Origin of the sequence: Paenibacillus lentus (assembly GCF_042714055.1) — a bacterium.
Lineage (GTDB): Bacteria > Bacillota > Bacilli > Paenibacillales > Paenibacillaceae > Fontibacillus > Fontibacillus lentus_A.
In genome coordinates, this window is the sequence record NZ_JBHGVC010000010.1 from 69,739 (window position 1) to 89,725 (window position 19,987).

Below are 19,987 nucleotides of genomic sequence, written 5' to 3' on the forward strand. Positions count from 1 at the left end.
ACAAAACCGGGGTGAAGGGATGGGCCTGCCATGAATCGGAATAAATTCATCGCGATAGCGTTCGGGATCGTTGTCGTATTTGCATTTTGGCAATGGGGTGGAGTTCGCACATTTTTGGAAGGTAGCTTGATCAGGCAGAGCGGTGATTACGCATTCCGATTATTTTCAGATGCCGGCACTGACGATGAACTGATGGCAATCATTCGGGAGGAAGCGGCTAAACGCCGGGAGGAGCCTGTAGATGCGGTGATAGACCGTGTTTGGAAGGCAATCCCGGGTTATAACGGACTTGAAGTCGATATCGATAAGACATACGAGAAAGCGAAAGCACTCCCGCAGGGTTCGGAAATTCCTTATCAGTACCGGGAAACGAAGCCGCGCGTTAATTTGGAGGATTTAGCGGCCGAGCCGATATACCGTGGGAATCCGAATAAGCCGATGGTTGCTTTGATGATCAATGTCGCCTGGGGCAATGAGTATATTGTGCCGATGCTGGATACGCTGGATGAGGCTAAAGTCAAGGCTACTTTTTTTCTAGATGGCAGCTGGCTGAAGAAAAACGTGGAGCTGGCGAAGGAAATCCAGAAGCGAGGGCATCAGTTGGAGAATCATGCCTACTCTCATCCCAATATGAGTCAACTGGAGGATTATCGGGCCAGAATGGAAATATCCAAAACGAAGGATTTGTTAAAAAGCGAGCTTGGCGTGGACAATCGCTGGTTTGCGCCGCCTTCCGGCGATTTTAATGAGCGTACTGTCCGGCAGGCCGCTGACCATGGATTAAAAACCGTGCTTTGGACGCTGGATACGGTCGACTGGAGAAAGCCGTTGCCGTCCAGCATCGTCCAGAAAATAGCGAATAAGATTGCCCCGGGTACACTGATTTTGATGCATCCGACAGATTCGTCCAGCCGGGCATTGAAGGAAATGATCGCTGTCATTCGCGAAAAGGGGCTTGTGCTTGGGACGGTTGAGGAAACGCTGTCGAGCGATCGCGTCATCAGGCCGGGGAGTTGAGCAATCTTGCTTTTTTTGATAGGATAATGATGATTTCACGGAGTTTGAAAAATGAAGCATATGCTTTCGAAGCGAGTTCTGCTGCGAAGTAGTACACAGAGACAAAGCTTCGCAAAACAAAGCGTATGCTTTCGAAGTAAGCTTTACTTCGTAAAACTTTTTAGGAGGGCCTTTCGTGCACAAAACGCAACTTAAAAACGGCCTGAGGGTAGTCATGGAGAAAATTCCAACCTTCCGCTCGGTGTCGTTCGGCATATGGGTCAAGACTGGATCACGGAACGAAAGTCCCGATTTAGGCGGCATTTCCCATTTCATTGAACACATGCTTTTTAAAGGAACAGAACGGTACGATGCAAAAGAGATCGCCGAACAGTTTGATGCTATAGGCGGTAACGTAAATGCCTTCACGTCGAAGGAGTATACTTGCTACTACGCCAAAGTTTTGGATGAGCATTTACCCATTGCGGTCGATGTATTGTCCGATATGTTCTTTAGATCGTTATTCGATGCGGAAGAGCTGCGCAAAGAGAAAAATGTCATTCTGGAAGAGATTGCTATGTATGAAGATACACCGGATGATATGGTGCATGATCTTATATCCGAGGCAGCGTATGGCAGCCACCCCTTAGCTTTGCCTATTCTTGGAACGGAGAAGCAGCTGCAAGCTATGGATTCTTCTCATCTTAAGGCCTATATGCGCGAAAAATATACGATCGATAATACGGTTATCAGCATCGCCGGAAATTATGATGATAGCATTATTGAGCTGCTGGAGGAGCATTTTGGCGGGTTTAGCGCTAGGGGAACGGAAAGCGTATTGACCGTCCCCGAGTTTCTCGGCGGCATGAAATTCCATCGCAAAAAAACCGAGCAAAACCACATTTGCCTCTCTTTTCCCGGGCTGAAAATCGGCGATAAAAACCAGTATGCCATGGTGCTGCTGAACAATGCTCTTGGCGGCGGAATGAGCTCTCGGCTGTTCCAGGAAATCCGCGAGAAGAGGGGACTGGCTTACTCCGTGTTTTCTTACCATAGCTCCCATGCGGATAGCGGCCTGTTCACGGTATATGCGGGTACGGCACCGAAGCAAACAAAGGATGTCCTGGAGCTGACCAAGGAAATATTGCATGACGTATCCCTTAACGGGCTTACAGACAGTGAATTAAGCAAAGGGAAGGAGCAGCTGAAGGGCAGTCTGATCCTCAGTTTGGAGAGCACGAGCAGCCGAATGAATCGGCTTGGGAAAAACGAGCTTATGCTTGGACGCCATTTTACGCTGGATGAAATTATTTCACGAATCGAAGCTGTGACGATGGAGGATATCGATGATGTGCTGCGGGGGATGTTCAAGCAGCCCTACGCTTTAGCTATGGTCGGTTCTTCTGATCGCGTACTGTCAGGAATAAGGAGAGATGAACTTGTTGTATGAAGTCCAAATAAACCGATTAGCAGGAAATGAAGATATTGAGCTACCGCGTAAGATGTCTGAGCTGGCTTCCGGATTTGATCTCTATGCCGCGATTACGGATGAAGTCGTGCTCCATCCAGGGCATCGTACCTTAATACCGACCGGCTTCGCCCTTGCTATGCCGGCAGGCCTGGAAGCGCAAATTCGCCCGCGCAGCGGATTGGCGTTCAAGCATGGCATTACCTGCCTGAATACTCCCGGTACAATCGATGCGGACTACCGTGGAGAAATTAAAGTGCTGCTGATCAACCACGGGGATGAACCGTTTATATTCCGGCGTGGAGAGCGCATTGCCCAAATGGTATTCCAGATCGTTCCCGAGGTGAATTTGATTCAGGTGGATGAATTGTCCGCTACCGTACGCGGTGCTGGCGGATTCGGCCATACAGGCAGAAATTAAATATGTCATAGCCTACTGGAAGGATAGTAGAACAAGCTTGCAGGCTCTGTACATGATGTACGGAGACTGGCAAGCTTTTTTTTTATGATCTAGTGCCGGGGAAGTCGGTTTCACCACTTGCTAGGCGGCGGCATAAGATAGTCTATACTGTGTTAGCTTGGAAGGAGGACGTCCACGATGCTTACCGGACTAACTATAGTGTTTATCGGCGGGGATGCGCGGCAGATCGAAATCATCAATAAGTGTACAGAGCTTGATGCTGCAGTCAAAGTAGTCGGCTTCGATCAACTGGAGCCTCCTCTCTCCGGAGTTTCGCTTGAGAAGCTGTCGCCCGGCCTGTTAATGAATGCCGACGCCATAGTGCTTCCGGTGGTCGGCTGCGATGACCAAGGTATAATTGATGCGCCGTTCGCCAAGGAAAAAATCGTGATGAATAAAGAAATGTTTGCGGCAATCCGGGAAGGGACGGCGGTCTATACAGGGATGGCCAAAAGCTTGCTCAAACGCATGGCCGCCGAATTCAGTTTCAAATTAATTGAGCTGCTTGAACGCGATGATGTTGCCATATACAACTCGATTCCGACGGCTGAAGGCGCCTTAATGATGGCTATTCAGCATACCGACATTACGATTCATGGCTCTACCTGCATCGTGCTTGGTTTGGGTAGAACGGGGTTTACCCTGGCGCAAACCCTACAGGGATTGGGAGCAATAGTGAAGGTGGGGATCCGGCGGGGGGATCAAGCTGCCAGGGCGGTTCAGATGGGGTGGAAGCCTTTCGTATCAACGGATTTGGCCGCTTATACTGGGGAAATCGACTTGATTTTTAACACAATTCCGACTATGATAGTCACAGCGCAAATCATATCGAAATTACCCCGGAATGTGGTCATTATTGACCTTGCATCGGCTCCAGGCGGGACGGATTTCCGTTATGCGGAGAAGCGGGGAATCAAAGCGCTTCTTGCCCCCGGTTTACCTGGAATCGTCGCTCCCAAGACGGCTGGAATCATCATGGCGAACACGATTTGTCAGTCGATATCGGAAGAGTTCCATTTACGGGGGGATGAAATGTGAATTGGCAGGGAAAAACGGTAGGTTATGCGATAACGGGTTCGCATTGCACATTTGCTGAAGTCATGCCGCAAATACAGCGGTTCGTCGATGGAGGCGCCAAAGTGATTCCGATTATTTCCCAAACGGTGCTGATGACGGATACTCGATTCGGCAAGTCGGAAGATTGGCGCAAACAGTTGAAAGAAATAACGGGGAATGATATCATTTCTTCAATTGTCGAAGCAGAGCCGTTAGGGCCCAGCAAGCTGCTGGACGTATTAGTTATTGCGCCCTGCACGGGAACTACGACAAGCAAGCTGGCAAATGCCATGACGGACAGCCCGGTATTAATGGCGGCAAAGGCTCAACTGCGCAATGGCCGCCCGGTTGTGCTAGCTGTTTCGACGAATGACGGCTTAGGCTTTAACCTTGCGAATATCGCCAAGCTGATTGTGGCTAAGAATATTTATTTCGTTCCGTTCGGTCAGGATAATCCGACCGGCAAGCCGAACTCGCTTGTAGCCAGAATGGAACTCATCCCCGAGGCCGCATATGCGGCGCTGGAAGGCAAGCAGTACCAGCCACTCATTATTGAGCGATTCAGGCAATAGATTCATTTTATTCACATAAATAGTTTTTTTATAGAAGGGGAGACGTGCCGGATGAGTAAAACGAAATTTAATGTCGCCGTAGTAGGAGCGACGGGAGCCGTAGGAGAGCAGATTATCAAATTGTTGGAAGAAAGAGACTTCCCAGTTGATAAGCTAAAGCTATTATCTTCGGCTCGTTCCGCAGGAACCGTTCTTACTTTCAAGGGACAGGAAATTGCCGTTGAGGAAGCTGGCCCGGACAGCTTTGAAGAAATCGACATCGCCTTGTTCAGTGCAGGCGGCGATGTCAGCAAAGCTCTTGCTCCGCACGCTGTACGTCATGGCGCTGTATGTATTGATAATACGAATGCCTTCCGGATGGATCCAACAGCGCCGTTAGTCGTGCCTGAAGTGAATGAGAACAAGATTTCGGAGCACCAAGGCATCATCGCCAATCCCAACTGCTCCACGACGCAAATGGTAGCTGCATTGAAGCCGCTGTATGATCGCTATGGCATTTCACGTATTATCGTGTCCACATATCAAGCCGTATCGGGTGCCGGCGCCAGCGCAATTGACGAGATGCTTCGCCAAAGCAAGGAAGTGTTGGCAGGCAATGAAGTTACGCCGGATATTTTGCCGGTTGGATCGTTGCCAGTGAAGCACCAAATTGCCTTTAATGCGATTCCGCAAATCGATAAATTCCAGGATAACGGATATACGCTGGAAGAAATGAAAATGGTTCGTGAAACGAAGAAAATCTTCGGAGACGAATCTATTGATGTGACAGCAACCTGCGTCCGGATTCCTGTCGTATACGGTCACTCTGAGTCGGTATATGTTGAGCTGAAAAATGATTATGACCTCGAAGAAGTAAAGGCTCTGCTGGCTAATGCTCCAGGCGTAAAGCTCGTGGATGATCCGGCAGCTCAGGCATATCCATTGGCTACAGAAGCAGCTGGCCGGAAAGAGGTATTTGTAGGTCGCTTGCGTCGCGATCTTGGACATGAACGCGGTTTAAACATGTGGATCGTATCTGACAACCTGATCAAGGGTGCCGCATGGAATGCCGTTCAAATTGCCGAAATCGTTGCAGCTCGGGCGTAATTCGCCTGCAGAAGTCAGTCCATTTTAAGTAAGACGGAATGAAGTAATCTTTACTCCGCCATCATACTGGAGGAATACACATGCACATTATGGTGCAGAAGTTCGGCGGTACATCCCTCTCTACCTCTGAAGCGAGAGGGCATGTCATTTCACACATTCGCCGGGAACTGGATAACGGCTACCGGCTTGTCGTTGTAGTATCAGCCATGGGTCGGAAGGGAGATCCCTATGCAACGGATACGCTGCTTGATCTAATGGAGCAGACGGGGGGATCTCTTTCCTCGCGTGAGCAGGATTTACTGCTGTGCTGCGGTGAAATCATATCCGCAAGCATGCTAAGCAGCCTGCTCCAGCGTGAAGGCATCTCATCTACCGTACTGACGGGAGCGCAAGCCGGGTTCAGAACGGACAGTCAATTTGGCAATGCCCGAATACTCGATGTCGTCCCTTCCCGCGTGCTTGAAGAATTAGAGAAAAGGGACGTCGTTATCGTAACCGGATTCCAAGGACAGAACCTGAACGGCGAATTTACGACATTAGGACGTGGCGGCAGCGATACTTCGGCAACGGCGCTGGGTGCGGCGCTGCACGCGGAAATGGTCGATATATATACGGATGTTAACGGTATATTGACAGCCGATCCGAGAATTGTTGAGGATGCCCGGGCCCTTCCGCATGTCAGTTACGCTGAGATTTGCAATATGGCCCATCAGGGGGCTAAGGTCATTCATCCCCGTGCTGTGGAAATTGCTATGCAATCCGGAATTCCGATTCGGGTGCGCTCCACATTCTCACAGGGCGAAGGAACGCTAGTTGCCAACCCGGAAGGCTTCAGGGACGTGCAAACCGGAGTAGTCGACAGATATGTCACAGGGATCGCGTACGTCGGAAATGTAACTCAGATTACGGTGCAATCAACTGTTCAATCCGAAGCTAATTTGCAGCTTCAGGTATTCAAAGCGATGGCAGAGAATGCGATCAGCGTCGATTTTATTAATGTTACCCCAACGGGTGTCGTTTATACGGTATTTGATAGCGATGCTGACAAAGCATCCACGATTTTGGAATCGATGGGCTTTCGCCCTCGCATATTAAGCGGATGCGCTAAAGTTTCTGTTATCGGGGGCGGGATTAACGGAGTTCCCGGAATTATGGCTAAAATCGTTGAAGCGTTAACGGAGCAAGGAATACAAATTTTGCAGTCTGCGGACTCAAACACGACGATATGGGTGCTCGTCAATAAAGAAGATATGGTGCAGGCGCTAAGAGCGCTGCATGCCAAATTCGAGCTTGCCCATTAGCGAATTATTTTGGAGGAGGACACAACGTGGATTTCGGAAGATTGATTACAGCCATGGTAACTCCTTTCGATGCCCAAGGGCTTATCGATTGGGATCAGACGGCTCGACTCATGGATTATTTGATCGAAGAACAGAAGTCCGATTCTCTCGTCATTTGCGGTACGACAGGAGAGTCTCCCACATTAAGTGAGGAAGAGAAAATTTCGCTTTTCGAATTTGCTGTTAAGCAGGCCAAGGGACGCTGCAAAATTATTGCCGGAACCGGCAGCAACAACACTTCAGAATCAATTCAATTGACAGAGAAAGCAGAGAAATGCGGCGTTGACGGAGTGCTGCTCGTCGCTCCGTATTACAATAAGCCGAACCAGGAAGGTCTTTACCGTCATTTCGAAGCAATTGCTCGCTCGACGAAGCTTCCGGTCATGCTGTACAATGTGCCAAGCCGTACAGTTATCAGCCTGAACGCTGAGACGACTCTTCGTTTGGCCCAGCTGCCGAATGTCGTAGCAACGAAGGAATGCGCTTCGCTGGAGCAGGTTGCCCAGATCGTATCTGGAGCCCCTGAAGGATTTAAAGTTTATTCTGGAGATGACTCTGCGACGCTTCCGGCCATGTCCGTCGGCGCGTATGGAATTGTTAGCGTAGCTAGCCATATCGTAGGTCTGCAGATGAAAGATATGATCGAGGCATTCCTGAACGGCCAGGTTGCAGAATCTGCGAAACTGCATCAGCGGTTGCTTCCGGTATTTAAAGGGTTGTTTGAATGCCCGCATCCGGTTCCGAATCCGGTTGCCGTAAAATACGCTTTAAACGAATCTGGTCTTGCCGTAGGCTCTGTACGCTTGCCGCTTGTGCCGCCTACGGAGGAAGAGGCTGCGTTTATCCGAAATCTGCTTTCCTAAAGGAAAAAGTTAAAAATGTGCTCTTCTTCCAAAAACCGATGCCCGTGTTGAGGCATCGGTTTTTTCACGATTGCATAAGGTAACGTTAACTAGGTGTAAAAGCGTTGACTTGTTTTTTGCCATTTTAATCATGTATAATGATTTCAAGTGACTGGGTGCGGTGATTTAAAAATTTAATGTTTACGAAATATATAACGTCCAAATAACTAGGAGGGTTAGATTCACTTGTCCAAAAAAATGAATAATGATAAATTGACGATCTTTGCATTGGGCGGCGTAGCGGAAATCGGAAAGAACATGTACGTCGTTCAGTATGCCAATGACATCGTTGTGATTGATGCTGGCCTTAAATTTCCAGAAGAGGACATGCTTGGCATTGACATCGTCATTCCCGATATCACTTACTTAACGGAGAACCGTGACAAAGTAAGGGGCATCGTGCTTACGCACGGCCATGAAGACCATATCGGCGGATTGCCTTATGTGCTCAAAAATTTGAACGTTCCCGTATACGGAACGAAATTGACGCTAGGTCTAGTGGAGAACAAGCTGAAAGAAGCCGGTTTGCTTGGGGATACGAAACGTGTGCTCATTCATGCAGATTCGGAAGTTCAGTTAGGTTCGACGCTTAAAGCGACGTTCTTCAAAACAAATCACAGTATTCCTGATTCAGTTGGGGTGTGCATCGAGACGCCGGAAGGCAACGTAGTCCACACAGGTGACTTCAAATTTGATCATACTCCAGTCAATGATCAATTTGCTGATTTGCACCGCATGGGAGAAATCGGCAAGAAAGGGGTACTTGCACTTTTATCAGACAGCACGAACGCGGAGAAGCCTGGGTTTACGCCTTCTGAGAAAAATGTCGGCATCGTGCTGGATGATATATTCCGCAAAGCTCAGCAGCGGGTTGTCGTCGCAACGTTTGCTTCCAATGTGCACCGGATTCAACAAGTTATCGACGCGGCTTATTCGACGGATCGCAAGCTCACGATTATCGGTCGCAGTATGGTTAACGTCGTGACGATTGCTTCGGAGCTAGGATATTTGAACGTTCCGGATGGTATCTTGATCGAGCCGGAGGAAGTGAACAAAATGGCTGCAGATCGCGTAGTAATACTATGCACAGGCAGCCAAGGCGAGCCGATGTCGGCATTGACGCGCATGGCTCGTTCGACTCATCGGAAGGTGGACATTTTACCTGGAGATACGGTAATCATTGCCGCGACTCCGGTGCCTGGCAACGAAAAATACGTGGGACGTACGATCGATGAATTGTTCCGTCTCGGCGCCGAGGTTATTTATAGCGGATCTAATTCCGGTGTTCACGTATCCGGCCACGGCAGTCAGGAAGAATTGAAGTTGATGCTGAATCTGATGCGTCCTAAATATTTCATTCCAGTTCACGGGGAGTATCGCATGCTGCGGAAGCACGCGCTGCTCGGCGAATCCGTCGGAATCGATCCAGAGAATATCTTCCTGGTCGATATCGGTGAAATGGTGGAAATTCAGAACGGCGCAGCCCGCAAAGCGGGTAAAGTACCGGCAGGCAATGTGCTTATTGATGGACTTGGCGTTGGCGACGTAGGAAATATCGTACTTCGCGACCGTAAGCTGCTATCTCAGGATGGCATCCTGGTCGTCGTCGTTACGCTGAGCAAGCAGGATGGAACGATCGTTTCTGGACCAGATATTATTTCCAGAGGCTTTGTATACGTAAGAGAATCCGAAGGACTTCTTGAGGAAGCGAATCGGATCGTCTCCAGTACGCTTGAGAAATTAATGAGTGAGAACGTGAATGAATGGGCTTCATTAAAGACGAACGTGAAGGATGCGCTAGGACGTTTCCTCTATGAGCAAACACGGCGCAGACCAATGATTCTTCCAATCATTATGGAAGTGTAAGTACAATAATTAATAAATATGGATAATTTAATATTCTAGCCTTTTAAGGTTGGGCACGCAGTCGCCCCTTCTCCTGCCGGTAATATTGGACGGTTTCTTGTAGGAGAGGGGGCTTTCTTTTTCTTGAACTCCTGCATGAAGGCTGCAGGCCAAGGCATACTAACCTCACGATGGACAATTACTGGCCAGCGGCCGAAAGGAAGTGTCAAGGATGAGAGAGCAACAGCGGGAACCGAACGGAATGACTAACGACGAAACAGGGCCTGCACCGCAAGTCCCCGATGGGGAGAAAGCAGCAGCAGCAGTGGAAGCGATCCAACAGCTTGGACAAACAGCGGTGCCTGCGCCCGGGGAATCCAATGTCTATTGCATGACGATTATCGGACAAATTGAGGGCCATCTTGTGCTGCCCCCCCAGAACAAAACGACCAAATACGAGCATTTGATTCCTCAATTGGTCGCCGCCGAGCAGAACCCTCGCATCGAAGGAATATTAATCATACTGAATACCGTTGGCGGGGATGTCGAGGCCGGGCTGGCGATTGCCGAAATGATCTCCTCGCTCACCAAGCCGACCGTAACGGTCGTCATTGGCGGGGGGCACAGCATCGGCGTTCCGATCGCGGTAGCTTCCGATTATTCGTTTATAGCTGAAAGCGCCACGATGACCATCCATCCGATCCGGATGACGGGTATGGTTATCGGCGTGCCGCAAACCTTTGAGTATATTGAGAAAATGCAGGAAAGGGTTGTACGATTTGTAACGACCCATTCTAAAATTTCCGAAAACATATTCAAGGAGCTGATGTTCAAGACCGGAGAGCTGAACCGGGATATCGGCACTGCTGTGGGCGGGACGGACGCGGTTAAATATGGACTGATTGACGGCATCGGTGGAATCGGTCAAGGGCTGTCCAAACTAAACGCATTGATCGATTCACGGCGCGTTACATCGGCTGGGGGAGGAATTACGCAATGACTCATTATACGATTTTGCCGGAAGAAGCATACTGGGACGACAAGGAAGTATCGGATAGCTACACAGAGATTGAGCTCGGCGGAATTTTGATGCAGGTTAGAATGGAGCAGGACAATAGGGCGACCATTATCCGATTGCTGCGCTGCTCATTGGATGATTATTTAAATCCGGCAATTGCGCCTGGTCAGCAAGTTACGTTCGTACCTATATTAAATAATCAATAAGAGTCCTATAGGTTGCCCCCAGTGATTATGGTATAATATTCATCTAGGGGGTGATCTTCGTTTGGCACGAAAAAAGAAGAAAAAAAAGGCAGCACTTGGCAGCATGCTCAAGTATGAGATATATGGGATCATCCTGATTACTTTATCGATCATCGCCTTGTCGGGGGAAGCCGCAGTAGGCAGGACGTTATCGAAGATGTCCGCTCTTGTTCTCGGCAAGTTTTATTTTGTCATTCCATTGATCGGGGTTTTCATTGGACTCAGTGTCATGATCAGCCGGAAATGGCCATCACGCTGGAATACGCGACGCAGCGGAGCACTGCTTGCCGTGTTGTCACTGGTTCTTATGAGCACGATATTTGCCATGGAGAAGAAGCTGGCTCCGTCGGTATCGCTGTCAGCAGGCAACATCATGTCGCAAATCCATCATGATCTCCAGACAGCCTTGTTCGGGCCGACGCTGGGTGACTCCGGCTTTAGTCTTCTTGGCTTAGACATAAGCGGGGGATACATAGGCGGCTTGGAATTTGCTCTGCTCTATTCTCTTTTTGGCATTGCCGGTGCGAAGCTGATTATGATCGTGATGATGGCGATCAGCTTCATGTTGATTACGGGACTGTCTTATGTCGATTTATTTCGTTTGATTCGTAAACATTTAAGCGGGGTGGGAACAAACTTCAGCCGAAAGCTGAAATTGCTGCGACCTGTCCCTGTCAAAAGTAAATCAAAGCGGCCTTCTGCTGTGCCAGTGCAGGATATCCGGTCTGAGGATATGGAGAAGGAAGAAGAGGAAGAAGAACTGCACGCACCTCCTCAGCAGAGAAACAAACCGGTATTCTTCCAGTTGTTTAATTTTAAGCCTCGTCCAAAGCCTGCGGATACGAACGGGGAAATTCATGAAGAGCTGAATGTGGATCCAACGAATCATGCGCAGGCACATCATTCCGATGTAAATTGGAATGCACTCGAATATGCCGGCAATCACTCGGAGCCTATGGCAGCCAGATTTGATCCTTTAACCGGCGAACCTCTGGTACAGCAAGAAGAACAAGGGGATGTAGGCCCGATTATCCGTGATTTCTTCGATAATATTCAACGAGAAGGCGGCTACAATGAATTTGAGCCCGAAGTTGAGGAGCAAGCGGATGGACAGGCACCATGGCCGGAAGCCGCTGAGTCGGCAATAGATGGAAATGCGCTGGGGGAGGACGGTATCGTGGCCGATGGGCCGGCAGATGATGCATCCTCTGCGGAGGCTCTTGGGGGAATGGCAGAAGGAATTACGGAAGCTGCGGACAAGCCCGAGGAAGCAGTCCTCCCGCCCAAGCCGGCTCCTAAACCGTATAAATTACCTCCATTCCGCCTGCTCTCGAAGCCGGCGGGAAGCGGCAAGTCCGGAGATCAGGCGGATTACAAGCAGACCGCCCGCAAGCTGGAAGCGACGCTGGAGAGCTTTGGAGTAAGGGCGCGTGTACTGGAGGTTGTCCGCGGGCCTGCGGTAACCAGGTATGAAATTCAACCCGATATTGGCGTCAAGGTGAGCCGAATCGTTAATTTGACGGATGATATTGCCCTGGCACTCGCTGCTAAGGATATTCGCATGGAAGCGCCGATCCCCGGCAAATCCGCTATCGGCATTGAGGTGCCGAACAATGAGGTTTCGCTGGTGACGATGCGGGAGGTCATGGAAACGCCGGTGTTCCAGGATGCCGAATCGAAGCTGTCCATCGCCTTCGGACGAGATATTTCAGGGCAGACGATTGTCGGAAACCTGGCCAAGATGCCCCATTTGCTTGTCGCCGGGGCAACCGGTTCAGGGAAATCGGTATGCATCAACGGCATCATTACCAGCATTTTATACAAAGCAAAGCCGGACGAAGTTAAATTTATGATGGTCGATCCCAAAATGGTTGAGCTTAATGTGTATAATGGGATTCCTCATTTGCTTGCTCCCGTTGTTACCGATCCGAAACGAGCTTCGCTGGCGCTGAAGAAGATTGTCGTAGAAATGGAAAAGCGCTATGAGCTGTTTTCAAAATCCGGTGCCCGAAATGTAGAAGGATATAATCTGATGATGAAGGACAATCCGGAAGCCATTCTCCCCTACATTGTGGTCATCGTGGATGAGCTTGCCGATTTGATGATGGTTGCAGCGAATGATGTCGAGGATGCTATTGCTCGTTTGGCGCAGATGGCTCGAGCGGCCGGCATTCATCTTATTATTGCCACGCAGCGCCCTTCCGTCGATGTAATTACGGGCGTCATCAAAGCGAATATTCCATCACGCATCGCCTTTGGCGTATCATCTCAGGTAGACTCCCGTACGATTCTGGACATGGCTGGAGCGGAGAAGCTTCTCGGTCGCGGCGATATGCTCTTTATGCCGATGGGGGCATCGAAGCCGATCCGAGTTCAGGGTGCCTTTATGAGCGATCAAGAGGTCGAGGCGATTGTTAACTATGTCCGCGGCCAAGGGCAAGCCGAATATGATGACAGCCTGGTTCCAGAAGTGGATGAAGAGGTGCAGGAGACGGAAGAAATCGTAGACGAGCTGTTCGATCAGGCTGTACAGATCATCCTGGAAGCGAAGCAGGCCTCGGTATCGCTGCTGCAAAGGCGGATGCGCATCGGCTATACTCGTGCAGCCAGATTGATTGATTCCATGGAAGCGCGGGGCATCGTCGGTCCTTATGAGGGCAGCAAGCCCCGGGAGGTGCTCATCTCCATGGAGCAGTTCAAGCTCGGCAAAATATCTTCGTAATTTGATACAGTCGTAGTTACGGCGGATCCCTGATTAATAGGGGGTCTGCCGTTTTATTTTTTTGGCCTTGCTGAAGGGAATCTTTTTTGGGTGCATAGGAAGGTGCGGCAGTAGTCATAATAATGTCATCCATCTATGTTAATCCACAAAAGAAAGGTAGAGCTAAACGTATGAAAAAATCGAAAATTTGGTTTGCTACCGGTTTAGTGCTGCTTTTGTGCGGGGCATTGTTCGGAGCGTATCGGCTTTGGAATAATACGCCGACGATGACGGAAAGAAGCGAGAAGCCGAAATCTTCCCTTCCCGTATTCAGCGAACAGGTTATCCAGTATGGCGCATTCGGCACAGACGTATATGAACTGCAGGGCCGCTTGGCCTTTCTAGGATTTTATCATGGCAAGCTTGACAGTCACTTCGGCTCAAAAACCCAAGATTCTCTAAAATGGTTTCAATCCGAATTCGGCATGAAGGTCGATGGACTGGCTGGGCCGAAAACAAAGCTCAAGCTGTACAATGCTACGAAAGACTGGAAGCCGGGCACCGAGACGGCTGCCGGTCAAACGGGAACAAATCAAGGTGCCAACAAACCCGGGCAGGAGAAGGCCAACACAGCGGATTTGTCCTCTTCTAACGCGATGGGCTTATCGGCCAATGACCTTAAAATTATGGCAAATGCGGTTTATGGAGAATCGCGAGGCGAGCCATTCGAAGGACAGGTGGCCGTAGCCGCGGTAATTCTTAACCGTGTAAAATCGCCGAGCTTTCCGAATACGGTGTCAGGCGTCATTTTCCAGCCCCGTGCATTTACAGCTGTCGATGATGGCCAAATTTGGCTTGAGCCGAATGAGAGTGCAAAAAAAGCGGTGCAGCAAGCATTAAACGGCTGGGATCCATCCGGCGGATGCCTGTATTACTTTAATCCGGAGACGGCGACCTCGAAATGGATCTGGTCTCGCCCGCAGGTTAAAACGATTGGAAAGCATATTTTTTGCATGTAGATAACGTTTGGCAGGGAAGCAGCCGCTTATTCCATCGGGTTGCTTCTTTACTTTGCCATGGTATAGAATGGAACTAAAATTACTGAGGTAGAATGTCTATACAGTCTCTTGTAAAGGAGTTTTCATGTTGAATAAAACTGTATTTGAGCGGGGAAGTGCCGGACATATACGGATTCATGTCCTGCCAACGGCTAGATTCAAAACCTTCGCAGTATCGCTCTATGCGGGAATCCCGCTGAACGAGAACACGGTGACCACTACGGCCTTAACTCCGTTTGTTCTGCGGCGAGGCACCGCCTCGTACCCGGAGACGATTCAATTTCGCGAGCAGCTTGAGCATTTATATGGCGCAGGCTTCGGCTTTGACGTATATAAGCGTGGGAATTACCAAATTGTGCAATTTCGTATGGATACGATTAACGATGAGTTCGTGTCCAGCGACGATTCTCTTTTACGCAAAACCTTCTCTTTTCTTGGGGAAGTCGTAACTAAACCCGTGACGGAAAACAGCGTTTTTCGGGAAGCTTACGTGAACTCGGAACGGGAGACGGTACGCAAAAAGCTCGAGGCGATCATCAACGATAAAATCCGCTATGCCGCGGAGCGCTGCATGGAGGAAATGTTCCGGGGCGATCCTTATCGGCTTCATCCTCTTGGGCAACGCAAGGATTTGGGCATGATCACCCCGCAGTCGCTGTATGAGGCGTTTCAGCAGTGGCTGCAGCAAGCGAACCTTGATTTATATGTCGTCGGCGATACGACGCTTGCCGAGGTGCAGGAGCTCGTTGAGCAGCACTTTCATTTAGGCCGGTTGGCTTCGCCGAGGTATGTGCCTGCACAGAGCCATTTGTCGGGCGAAGATGTTCGCATCGTCGAAGAGGTGCTCGACGTAAATCAAGGCAAGCTGAATATGGGCCTGCGCATTCCGGTCACATATGGCGAAGATCGTTATGCAGCCGCATTGCTCTATAACGGTATTCTCGGCAGCTATCCGCATTCCAAGCTGTTTATTAACGTGAGGGAGAAGGAAAGCCTCGCTTACTATGCAGCTTCAAGATTCGATGGACATAAAGGTATTGTTTCGATTCAGTCGGGGATTGAAATCGCGAACTATCATAAAGCGCTTGAAATTATTAAGGCTCAGCTTGCCAGTCTTCGTGAAGGCCAGATCAGTGAGCTGGAGATGTCGCAGACCAAGGCGATGATTCGCAACAGCTTGCTTGAAATGCAGGATTCCGCGTTTGATATGGTTGCGTACGATTTCAATCGTGTATTATCGGATCGTGAACGGCCGGTTGAGGAGCTTTTGCAGCAGGTAGAAGCAATAACGCCGGAGGATGTAGTTGACGTGGCCAATACGGTGGAACTGGATACGATTTACTTTTTGACTGGGAAGAAGGAGGTGTAGCTGATGGAAGTCATCACGCATGAACGACTAAAAGAGACAGTATACCTGGAAACAATGGAGAACGGATTGCAGGTGTATGTGCTTCCGAAGCCCGGTTTTCAGAAAACATATGCCACCTTCTCCACCAAGTATGGATCGATTGATAATCATTTTCGGGTAGAAGGCGAAGCGCAGACAAAGGTGCCTGATGGAATCGCTCACTTTTTGGAGCATAAGATGTTTGAGGAGCCGGAGGGCGATATTTTTGCCAAATTTGCTTCTTTAGGCGCCTCCGCCAATGCTTTTACCAGCTTTGAGCAAACCGTTTATTTGTTCTCTGCCACCGAGAATGTCATGGAAAACTTAGAGACGCTCGTCAATTTCGTCCAAAATCCTTATTTCACGGATCAGAATGTGGAGAAGGAGAAAGGGATCATCGGCCAGGAAATCGGCATGTATCAGGATAATCCGGATTGGCGCGTGTATTTCGGCTTGATCGAGGCTATGTATGCCGTTCATCCCGTCCATATCGATATTGCAGGTACGGTGGAATCCATTGGAACGATCACGAAAGAGACGTTATATACGTGTTACGATGCATTTTACCATCCAAGCAATATGCTCTTGTTCGTGGTAGGCGGCGTTGACCCGGAAGAAGTTTTCACGCTCGTACGGAGCAATCAGGCCAAGAAGAGCTATCCGCCTCAAGGCGAAATTAAACGATTATTTGAAAAGGAGCCCGCTGAGGTTCATGAGAAGCGCAAGGTCATCAAGCTTCCGGTTTCTTTGCCAAAATGCTTGTTTGGCTTTAAGGAGACGAATATCGGCATCACAGGCGAGGCCTTGCTCAGACGGGACTTGACCATTAAGCTGGCCTTGGAACTGCTGATCGGTACCAGCACAAAGCTGTACCAGAAGCTTTATGACATGGATCTCATTTCAGACGGCTTCGGCCATGAATATAACAGTAATCCGAATTATGCCTTCTCGGCGATTGGTGGAGACACGAAGGATCCTGAGCGCCTGTTGGAGGTCGTTACGGAAGAAATCAAGGCGGTTGTTGCTGCAGGGTTTCACAGCGACGATTTCGAACGAGCACGCAAGAAAAAAATCGGCGGCTATTTACGCATGCTGAACTCGCCTGAAAATATCGCCCACGAATTTACACGATATCGGTTCCGGGGCGGAGATCTATTTTCTGTATTACCGATCTACGAATCCCTGACCTTGGAAGAGGTGAACAGCCGGCTGCGCGAGCATATTGACTGGGAACAGCTAGCCGTATCGCTCGTCGTTAGTCCGTAATAAATGAACAGCAATCATGGGACAGATAAAAGCATTGGGGAAATGACCGTGCTGATCACGGGAGCTAGCCGGGGCATCGGGGCGCAAATCGCGCTCCGTTTTGCCGCGGTCGGCATGAATATCGTCATTCATTACATGAAATCGCACGAAGCCGCCAATGAAGTGGCGAGAAAATGTCTTGAGCTGGGAGCTAACGTACATACGGTTAACGCTGATCTGAGAAGCCGGGAAGAAATTTACCGAATGAAGGAAAAGCTGGAGAGCCGCGGCCTCAAGCCGGATATTTTAGTGAATAATGCAGGGATTTCCCACTATAGTCTGCTGTCGGATGTCCAGGAAGAGCAGTGGGATGAAGTGATGGATGTCAATTTGAAAAGCGTGTTTTTATGCAGTCAGGCATTTATGCCTACTATGATTCACCAGCGTTTTGGACGGATTATCAATGTCTCCTCGGTCTGGGGGATTTCCGGAGGGGCATGCGAAGCGGTCTACTCGGCCGCCAAAGGGGGCGTCAACGCCTTTACGAAGGCGTTGGCTAAAGAGCTGGCCCCTTCATGCGTAACAGTCAACGCAGTCGCTCCTGGAGCCGTAAAGACGGATATGATGGAGCGCTTTGCCGCCGAGGAAATTCGCATGCTGGAGGATGAAATTCCCGCAGGACGGCTAGCCTCGCCAGAAGAAATCGCTTCTTTGGTGTATTTTCTAGCGCTTCCGGAATCGGGCTATATTACGGGACAAATCATAAGTCCGAATGGCGGCTGGCTTACGTAAAATCGTAAGCAAAGTTGATTTTAGACTGCAAAGGCAAGGAATGGCGGGCGGGTTTGAGCGGTTCGACGAATAAAGAAAGCGAATAAATCGCATATTACGACTGTTGATTTTAAATCTCGCGTCCAAGCGAAGGAGGATTTAAACATGTCAACAGTTCTCAAAAATTTTGATACCTGGAAGAAATTCTTGGGTGAACGCGTCAAACATGCGGAAAGATCAGGTCTTAGCGAAGAGGCCATCTCTCGCCTTGCTTATGAGATCGGAGGCTTTCTTGATGAGAAGGTCGACCCTCAGAACGCTTCAAATCGCGCCCTGAAAGAGCTTTGGGATGTCGGCAATGAAGAGGAGCGCAAGACGATTGCCCGGCTGATGGTAAAATTAGCTAAGCAAAACGCATAGTTTGCGGAGAAAAAGCTCCCTGTAATGGGGAGCTTTTCTACCATTTTATACAGCCGCTTGCCTTTCGAAAATATTTTATATATCATAAAACACGTATTGTAATTGTTCGCTCTAATTCCGCATACTTTTCACTGTTCTGTAAATCTATGCAGGAATAATGACCTATATTGTCGAATGAGTGTTTTTAAAGGGATTTGGCGATCCAATACATAAATTCGTAGGTCTTTTTTAGTATGTCGATAAAGGATGGCGTTAATGGTCGTCTTTTTTTGGTGAAATACTAATAAGTTCAAAGCGTAACAATTTATGCGATATATACGTTTATGTATCGAAAGTGATCATTCTTGAAAATCGTATTTTCAATTTAAAATAATTAATTATATTTCAATCATTTGCAGGAGGTGATGGACGTGTCGGATTTGGGCCAGCAATTAAAGGAAGCCCGCCTTGCCAGAGGCTTGTCACTGGATGATGTACAAGATATGACAAAAATTCGCAAAAGATACTTAGAAGCCATCGAAGCGGGAGATTATAAAGTGTTGCCAGGTAGTTTTTATGTGCGGGCCTTTATAAAGACATACGCTGAAACGGTCGGAGTGAACGCGGATGAGCTGCTCAACGAGCATCGCCAGGATGTGCCTGCCCCGCAGGTAGAGCAGACAATGGAACCGGTGCTGCAAAAGCGTCGCAGCAGACAAACGTCGGAACGCAATTCGAAATGGATGTCCACGGCGCTGATGTGGTCTTTTGCCATATTAATTTTGATCGTCATTTATATGTATTTTGCAGTTTGGGGTAAAGATCCGGCTGCGGACAAGAACAATGAGACGGATCCGACGAAATTGACGCAATCGGAGAATCCTACGAAGCAAGGCGATAAAGGCCAGAACGGAGCTTCTAACGGGGAAGGGAAGGGCGCTGATCAGCAGCCGGATGCCGGGAACAACACTCCTTCCGGTACCGATGGAAACCAAGGAGAGCCTAACACGCCGGATGGTGCGGATAACGGTACGGGTGCAGGGCTCGGCGGAGAGGTCGTTGTTCTACCGGATGGCAAGAGCGGAAGCACGACAAATTTTAAAGTATCCAATCCTAGCGGTCAGCCGGTACAGGTTGTAATCAACGCAACCGGCAAGAGCTGGGTCGAGGTGTACAAGGGCGGCAAAAACGGGGAGAAGCTCTACTTTGACAATACATCCGAGGGCGATGTGCTGACTTATGAGCTTGGGCCGGAAGGAATGTATATTAAATCAGGGGCTTCCTCGTATACACAAATCACCGTAGCGGGTCAGGTCGTTGAAGACGGGAAGAACACTTCCAAAATCCAGCTTAATATGGATACGGACGGCTCTAACGCAGGAACCGGAACAGAAGCAGGAAACGATGCCGACTCCGATACCAGCATAGAATAACTGCG

At 49.2% G+C, this 19,987-nt stretch carries 18 protein-coding genes; all 18 read left to right on the forward strand.

The window, feature by feature from the left end; translation table 11 throughout:
* Positions 1 to 30 precede the first annotated feature (30 nt).
* The 18 genes from ACE3MQ_RS20335 to ACE3MQ_RS20420 all read left to right on the forward strand — a co-directional run bounded on the left by ACE3MQ_RS20335 (position 31) and on the right by ACE3MQ_RS20420 (position 19,982).
* Positions 31 to 1,017: a polysaccharide deacetylase family protein gene (locus ACE3MQ_RS20335; protein ID WP_379396059.1), complete on the forward strand. Its 987-nt coding sequence runs from the start codon at positions 31 to 33 to the stop codon at positions 1,015 to 1,017.
* Positions 1,018 to 1,192: 175 nt separating this feature from the next.
* Positions 1,193 to 2,446 carry a M16 family metallopeptidase gene (locus ACE3MQ_RS20340; protein WP_379396061.1) on the forward strand — a complete coding sequence of 418 codons (1,254 nt, stop codon included), beginning with the start codon at positions 1,193 to 1,195 and terminating at the stop codon, positions 2,444 to 2,446.
* Positions 2,436 to 2,885: a dUTP diphosphatase gene (gene dut / locus ACE3MQ_RS20345; protein ID WP_379396063.1), complete on the forward strand. Its 450-nt coding sequence runs from the start codon at positions 2,436 to 2,438 to the stop codon at positions 2,883 to 2,885. Before ACE3MQ_RS20340 ends, dut begins: the two co-directional genes overlap by 11 nt.
* A gap of 177 nt (positions 2,886 to 3,062) precedes the next feature.
* Positions 3,063 to 3,962: a dipicolinate synthase subunit DpsA gene (gene dpsA, locus ACE3MQ_RS20350; RefSeq protein ID WP_379396065.1), complete on the forward strand. Its 900-nt coding sequence runs from the start codon at positions 3,063 to 3,065 to the stop codon at positions 3,960 to 3,962.
* On the forward strand, positions 3,959 to 4,552 hold the full coding sequence (locus ACE3MQ_RS20355; RefSeq protein ID WP_379396067.1) for a dipicolinate synthase subunit B: 594 nt from the start codon (positions 3,959 to 3,961) through the stop codon (positions 4,550 to 4,552). The genes dpsA and ACE3MQ_RS20355 overlap by 4 nt, the downstream gene beginning before the upstream one ends.
* 51 nt (positions 4,553 to 4,603) lie before the next feature.
* A complete protein-coding gene (locus ACE3MQ_RS20360) occupies positions 4,604 to 5,638 on the forward strand; it encodes an aspartate-semialdehyde dehydrogenase (protein ID WP_379396069.1) in 1,035 nt (344 codons plus the stop codon).
* Between the two features lie 80 nt (positions 5,639 to 5,718).
* Entirely contained in the window at positions 5,719 to 6,939 is a 1,221-nt protein-coding gene (gene dapG / locus ACE3MQ_RS20365) for an aspartate kinase (RefSeq protein ID WP_379396071.1), read from the forward strand.
* Between the two features lie 26 nt (positions 6,940 to 6,965).
* Complete coding sequence (dapA, locus tag ACE3MQ_RS20370; RefSeq protein WP_379396073.1) at positions 6,966 to 7,841, forward strand: 4-hydroxy-tetrahydrodipicolinate synthase; 876 nt, start codon at positions 6,966 to 6,968, stop codon at positions 7,839 to 7,841.
* Between the two features lie 225 nt (positions 7,842 to 8,066).
* Entirely contained in the window at positions 8,067 to 9,746 is a 1,680-nt protein-coding gene (locus tag ACE3MQ_RS20375) for a ribonuclease J (RefSeq protein WP_379396076.1), read from the forward strand.
* Between the two features lie 211 nt (positions 9,747 to 9,957).
* Positions 9,958 to 10,725 (forward strand): ClpP family protease, encoded by a 768-nt coding sequence (locus ACE3MQ_RS20380; protein WP_379396078.1) that lies wholly within the window; start codon positions 9,958 to 9,960, stop codon positions 10,723 to 10,725.
* Positions 10,722 to 10,949 (forward strand): YlzJ-like family protein, encoded by a 228-nt coding sequence (locus ACE3MQ_RS20385; protein WP_379396080.1) that lies wholly within the window; start codon positions 10,722 to 10,724, stop codon positions 10,947 to 10,949. The genes ACE3MQ_RS20380 and ACE3MQ_RS20385 overlap by 4 nt, the downstream gene beginning before the upstream one ends.
* Positions 10,950 to 11,010: 61 nt before the next feature.
* Positions 11,011 to 13,710, forward strand: coding sequence for an FtsK/SpoIIIE family DNA translocase (locus ACE3MQ_RS20390; protein WP_379396082.1), 2,700 nt, complete (start codon positions 11,011 to 11,013; stop codon positions 13,708 to 13,710).
* A gap of 170 nt (positions 13,711 to 13,880) precedes the next feature.
* The gene (gene sleB / locus ACE3MQ_RS20395; protein WP_379396084.1) at positions 13,881 to 14,708 is read left to right on the forward strand and encodes a spore cortex-lytic enzyme; all 828 of its coding nucleotides are present in this window, start codon (positions 13,881 to 13,883) and stop codon (positions 14,706 to 14,708) included.
* A gap of 127 nt (positions 14,709 to 14,835) precedes the next feature.
* Complete coding sequence (yfmF, locus tag ACE3MQ_RS20400) at positions 14,836 to 16,116, forward strand: EF-P 5-aminopentanol modification-associated protein YfmF (RefSeq protein ID WP_379396279.1); 1,281 nt, start codon at positions 14,836 to 14,838, stop codon at positions 16,114 to 16,116.
* 3 nt (positions 16,117 to 16,119) lie between these two features.
* Positions 16,120 to 17,400: an EF-P 5-aminopentanol modification-associated protein YfmH gene (gene yfmH, locus ACE3MQ_RS20405; protein WP_379396086.1), complete on the forward strand. Its 1,281-nt coding sequence runs from the start codon at positions 16,120 to 16,122 to the stop codon at positions 17,398 to 17,400.
* A gap of 3 nt (positions 17,401 to 17,403) precedes the next feature.
* On the forward strand, positions 17,404 to 18,171 hold the full coding sequence (gene ymfI / locus ACE3MQ_RS20410) for an elongation factor P 5-aminopentanone reductase (protein ID WP_379396089.1): 768 nt from the start codon (positions 17,404 to 17,406) through the stop codon (positions 18,169 to 18,171).
* A gap of 144 nt (positions 18,172 to 18,315) precedes the next feature.
* Positions 18,316 to 18,570: a DUF3243 domain-containing protein gene (locus ACE3MQ_RS20415; protein ID WP_379396091.1), complete on the forward strand. Its 255-nt coding sequence runs from the start codon at positions 18,316 to 18,318 to the stop codon at positions 18,568 to 18,570.
* 410 nt (positions 18,571 to 18,980) lie between these two features.
* On the forward strand, positions 18,981 to 19,982 hold the full coding sequence (locus ACE3MQ_RS20420) for a RodZ domain-containing protein (protein WP_463140358.1): 1,002 nt from the start codon (positions 18,981 to 18,983) through the stop codon (positions 19,980 to 19,982).
* Positions 19,983 to 19,987 lie beyond the last annotated feature (5 nt).

What these genes read in the sequence shown, in the direction of transcription:
- dapG (WP_379396071.1), top strand. Translation starts at nt 5,719, where the DNA reads ATGCACATTATGGTGCAGAAGTTCGGCGGTACATCCCTCTCTACCTCT.
- ACE3MQ_RS20385 (WP_379396080.1), top strand. Translation starts at nt 10,722, where the DNA reads ATGACTCATTATACGATTTTGCCGGAAGAAGCATACTGGGACGACAAG.
- ACE3MQ_RS20415 (WP_379396091.1), top strand. Translation starts at nt 18,316, where the DNA reads ATGTCAACAGTTCTCAAAAATTTTGATACCTGGAAGAAATTCTTGGGT.
- ACE3MQ_RS20380 (WP_379396078.1), top strand. Translation starts at nt 9,958, where the DNA reads ATGAGAGAGCAACAGCGGGAACCGAACGGAATGACTAACGACGAAACA.
- ACE3MQ_RS20360 (WP_379396069.1), top strand. Translation starts at nt 4,604, where the DNA reads ATGAGTAAAACGAAATTTAATGTCGCCGTAGTAGGAGCGACGGGAGCC.
- ACE3MQ_RS20335 (WP_379396059.1), top strand. Translation starts at nt 31, where the DNA reads ATGAATCGGAATAAATTCATCGCGATAGCGTTCGGGATCGTTGTCGTA.
- ymfI (WP_379396089.1), top strand. Translation starts at nt 17,404, where the DNA reads ATGAACAGCAATCATGGGACAGATAAAAGCATTGGGGAAATGACCGTG.
- sleB (WP_379396084.1), top strand. Translation starts at nt 13,881, where the DNA reads ATGAAAAAATCGAAAATTTGGTTTGCTACCGGTTTAGTGCTGCTTTTG.
- yfmH (WP_379396086.1), top strand. Translation starts at nt 16,120, where the DNA reads ATGGAAGTCATCACGCATGAACGACTAAAAGAGACAGTATACCTGGAA.
- dpsA (WP_379396065.1), top strand. Translation starts at nt 3,063, where the DNA reads ATGCTTACCGGACTAACTATAGTGTTTATCGGCGGGGATGCGCGGCAG.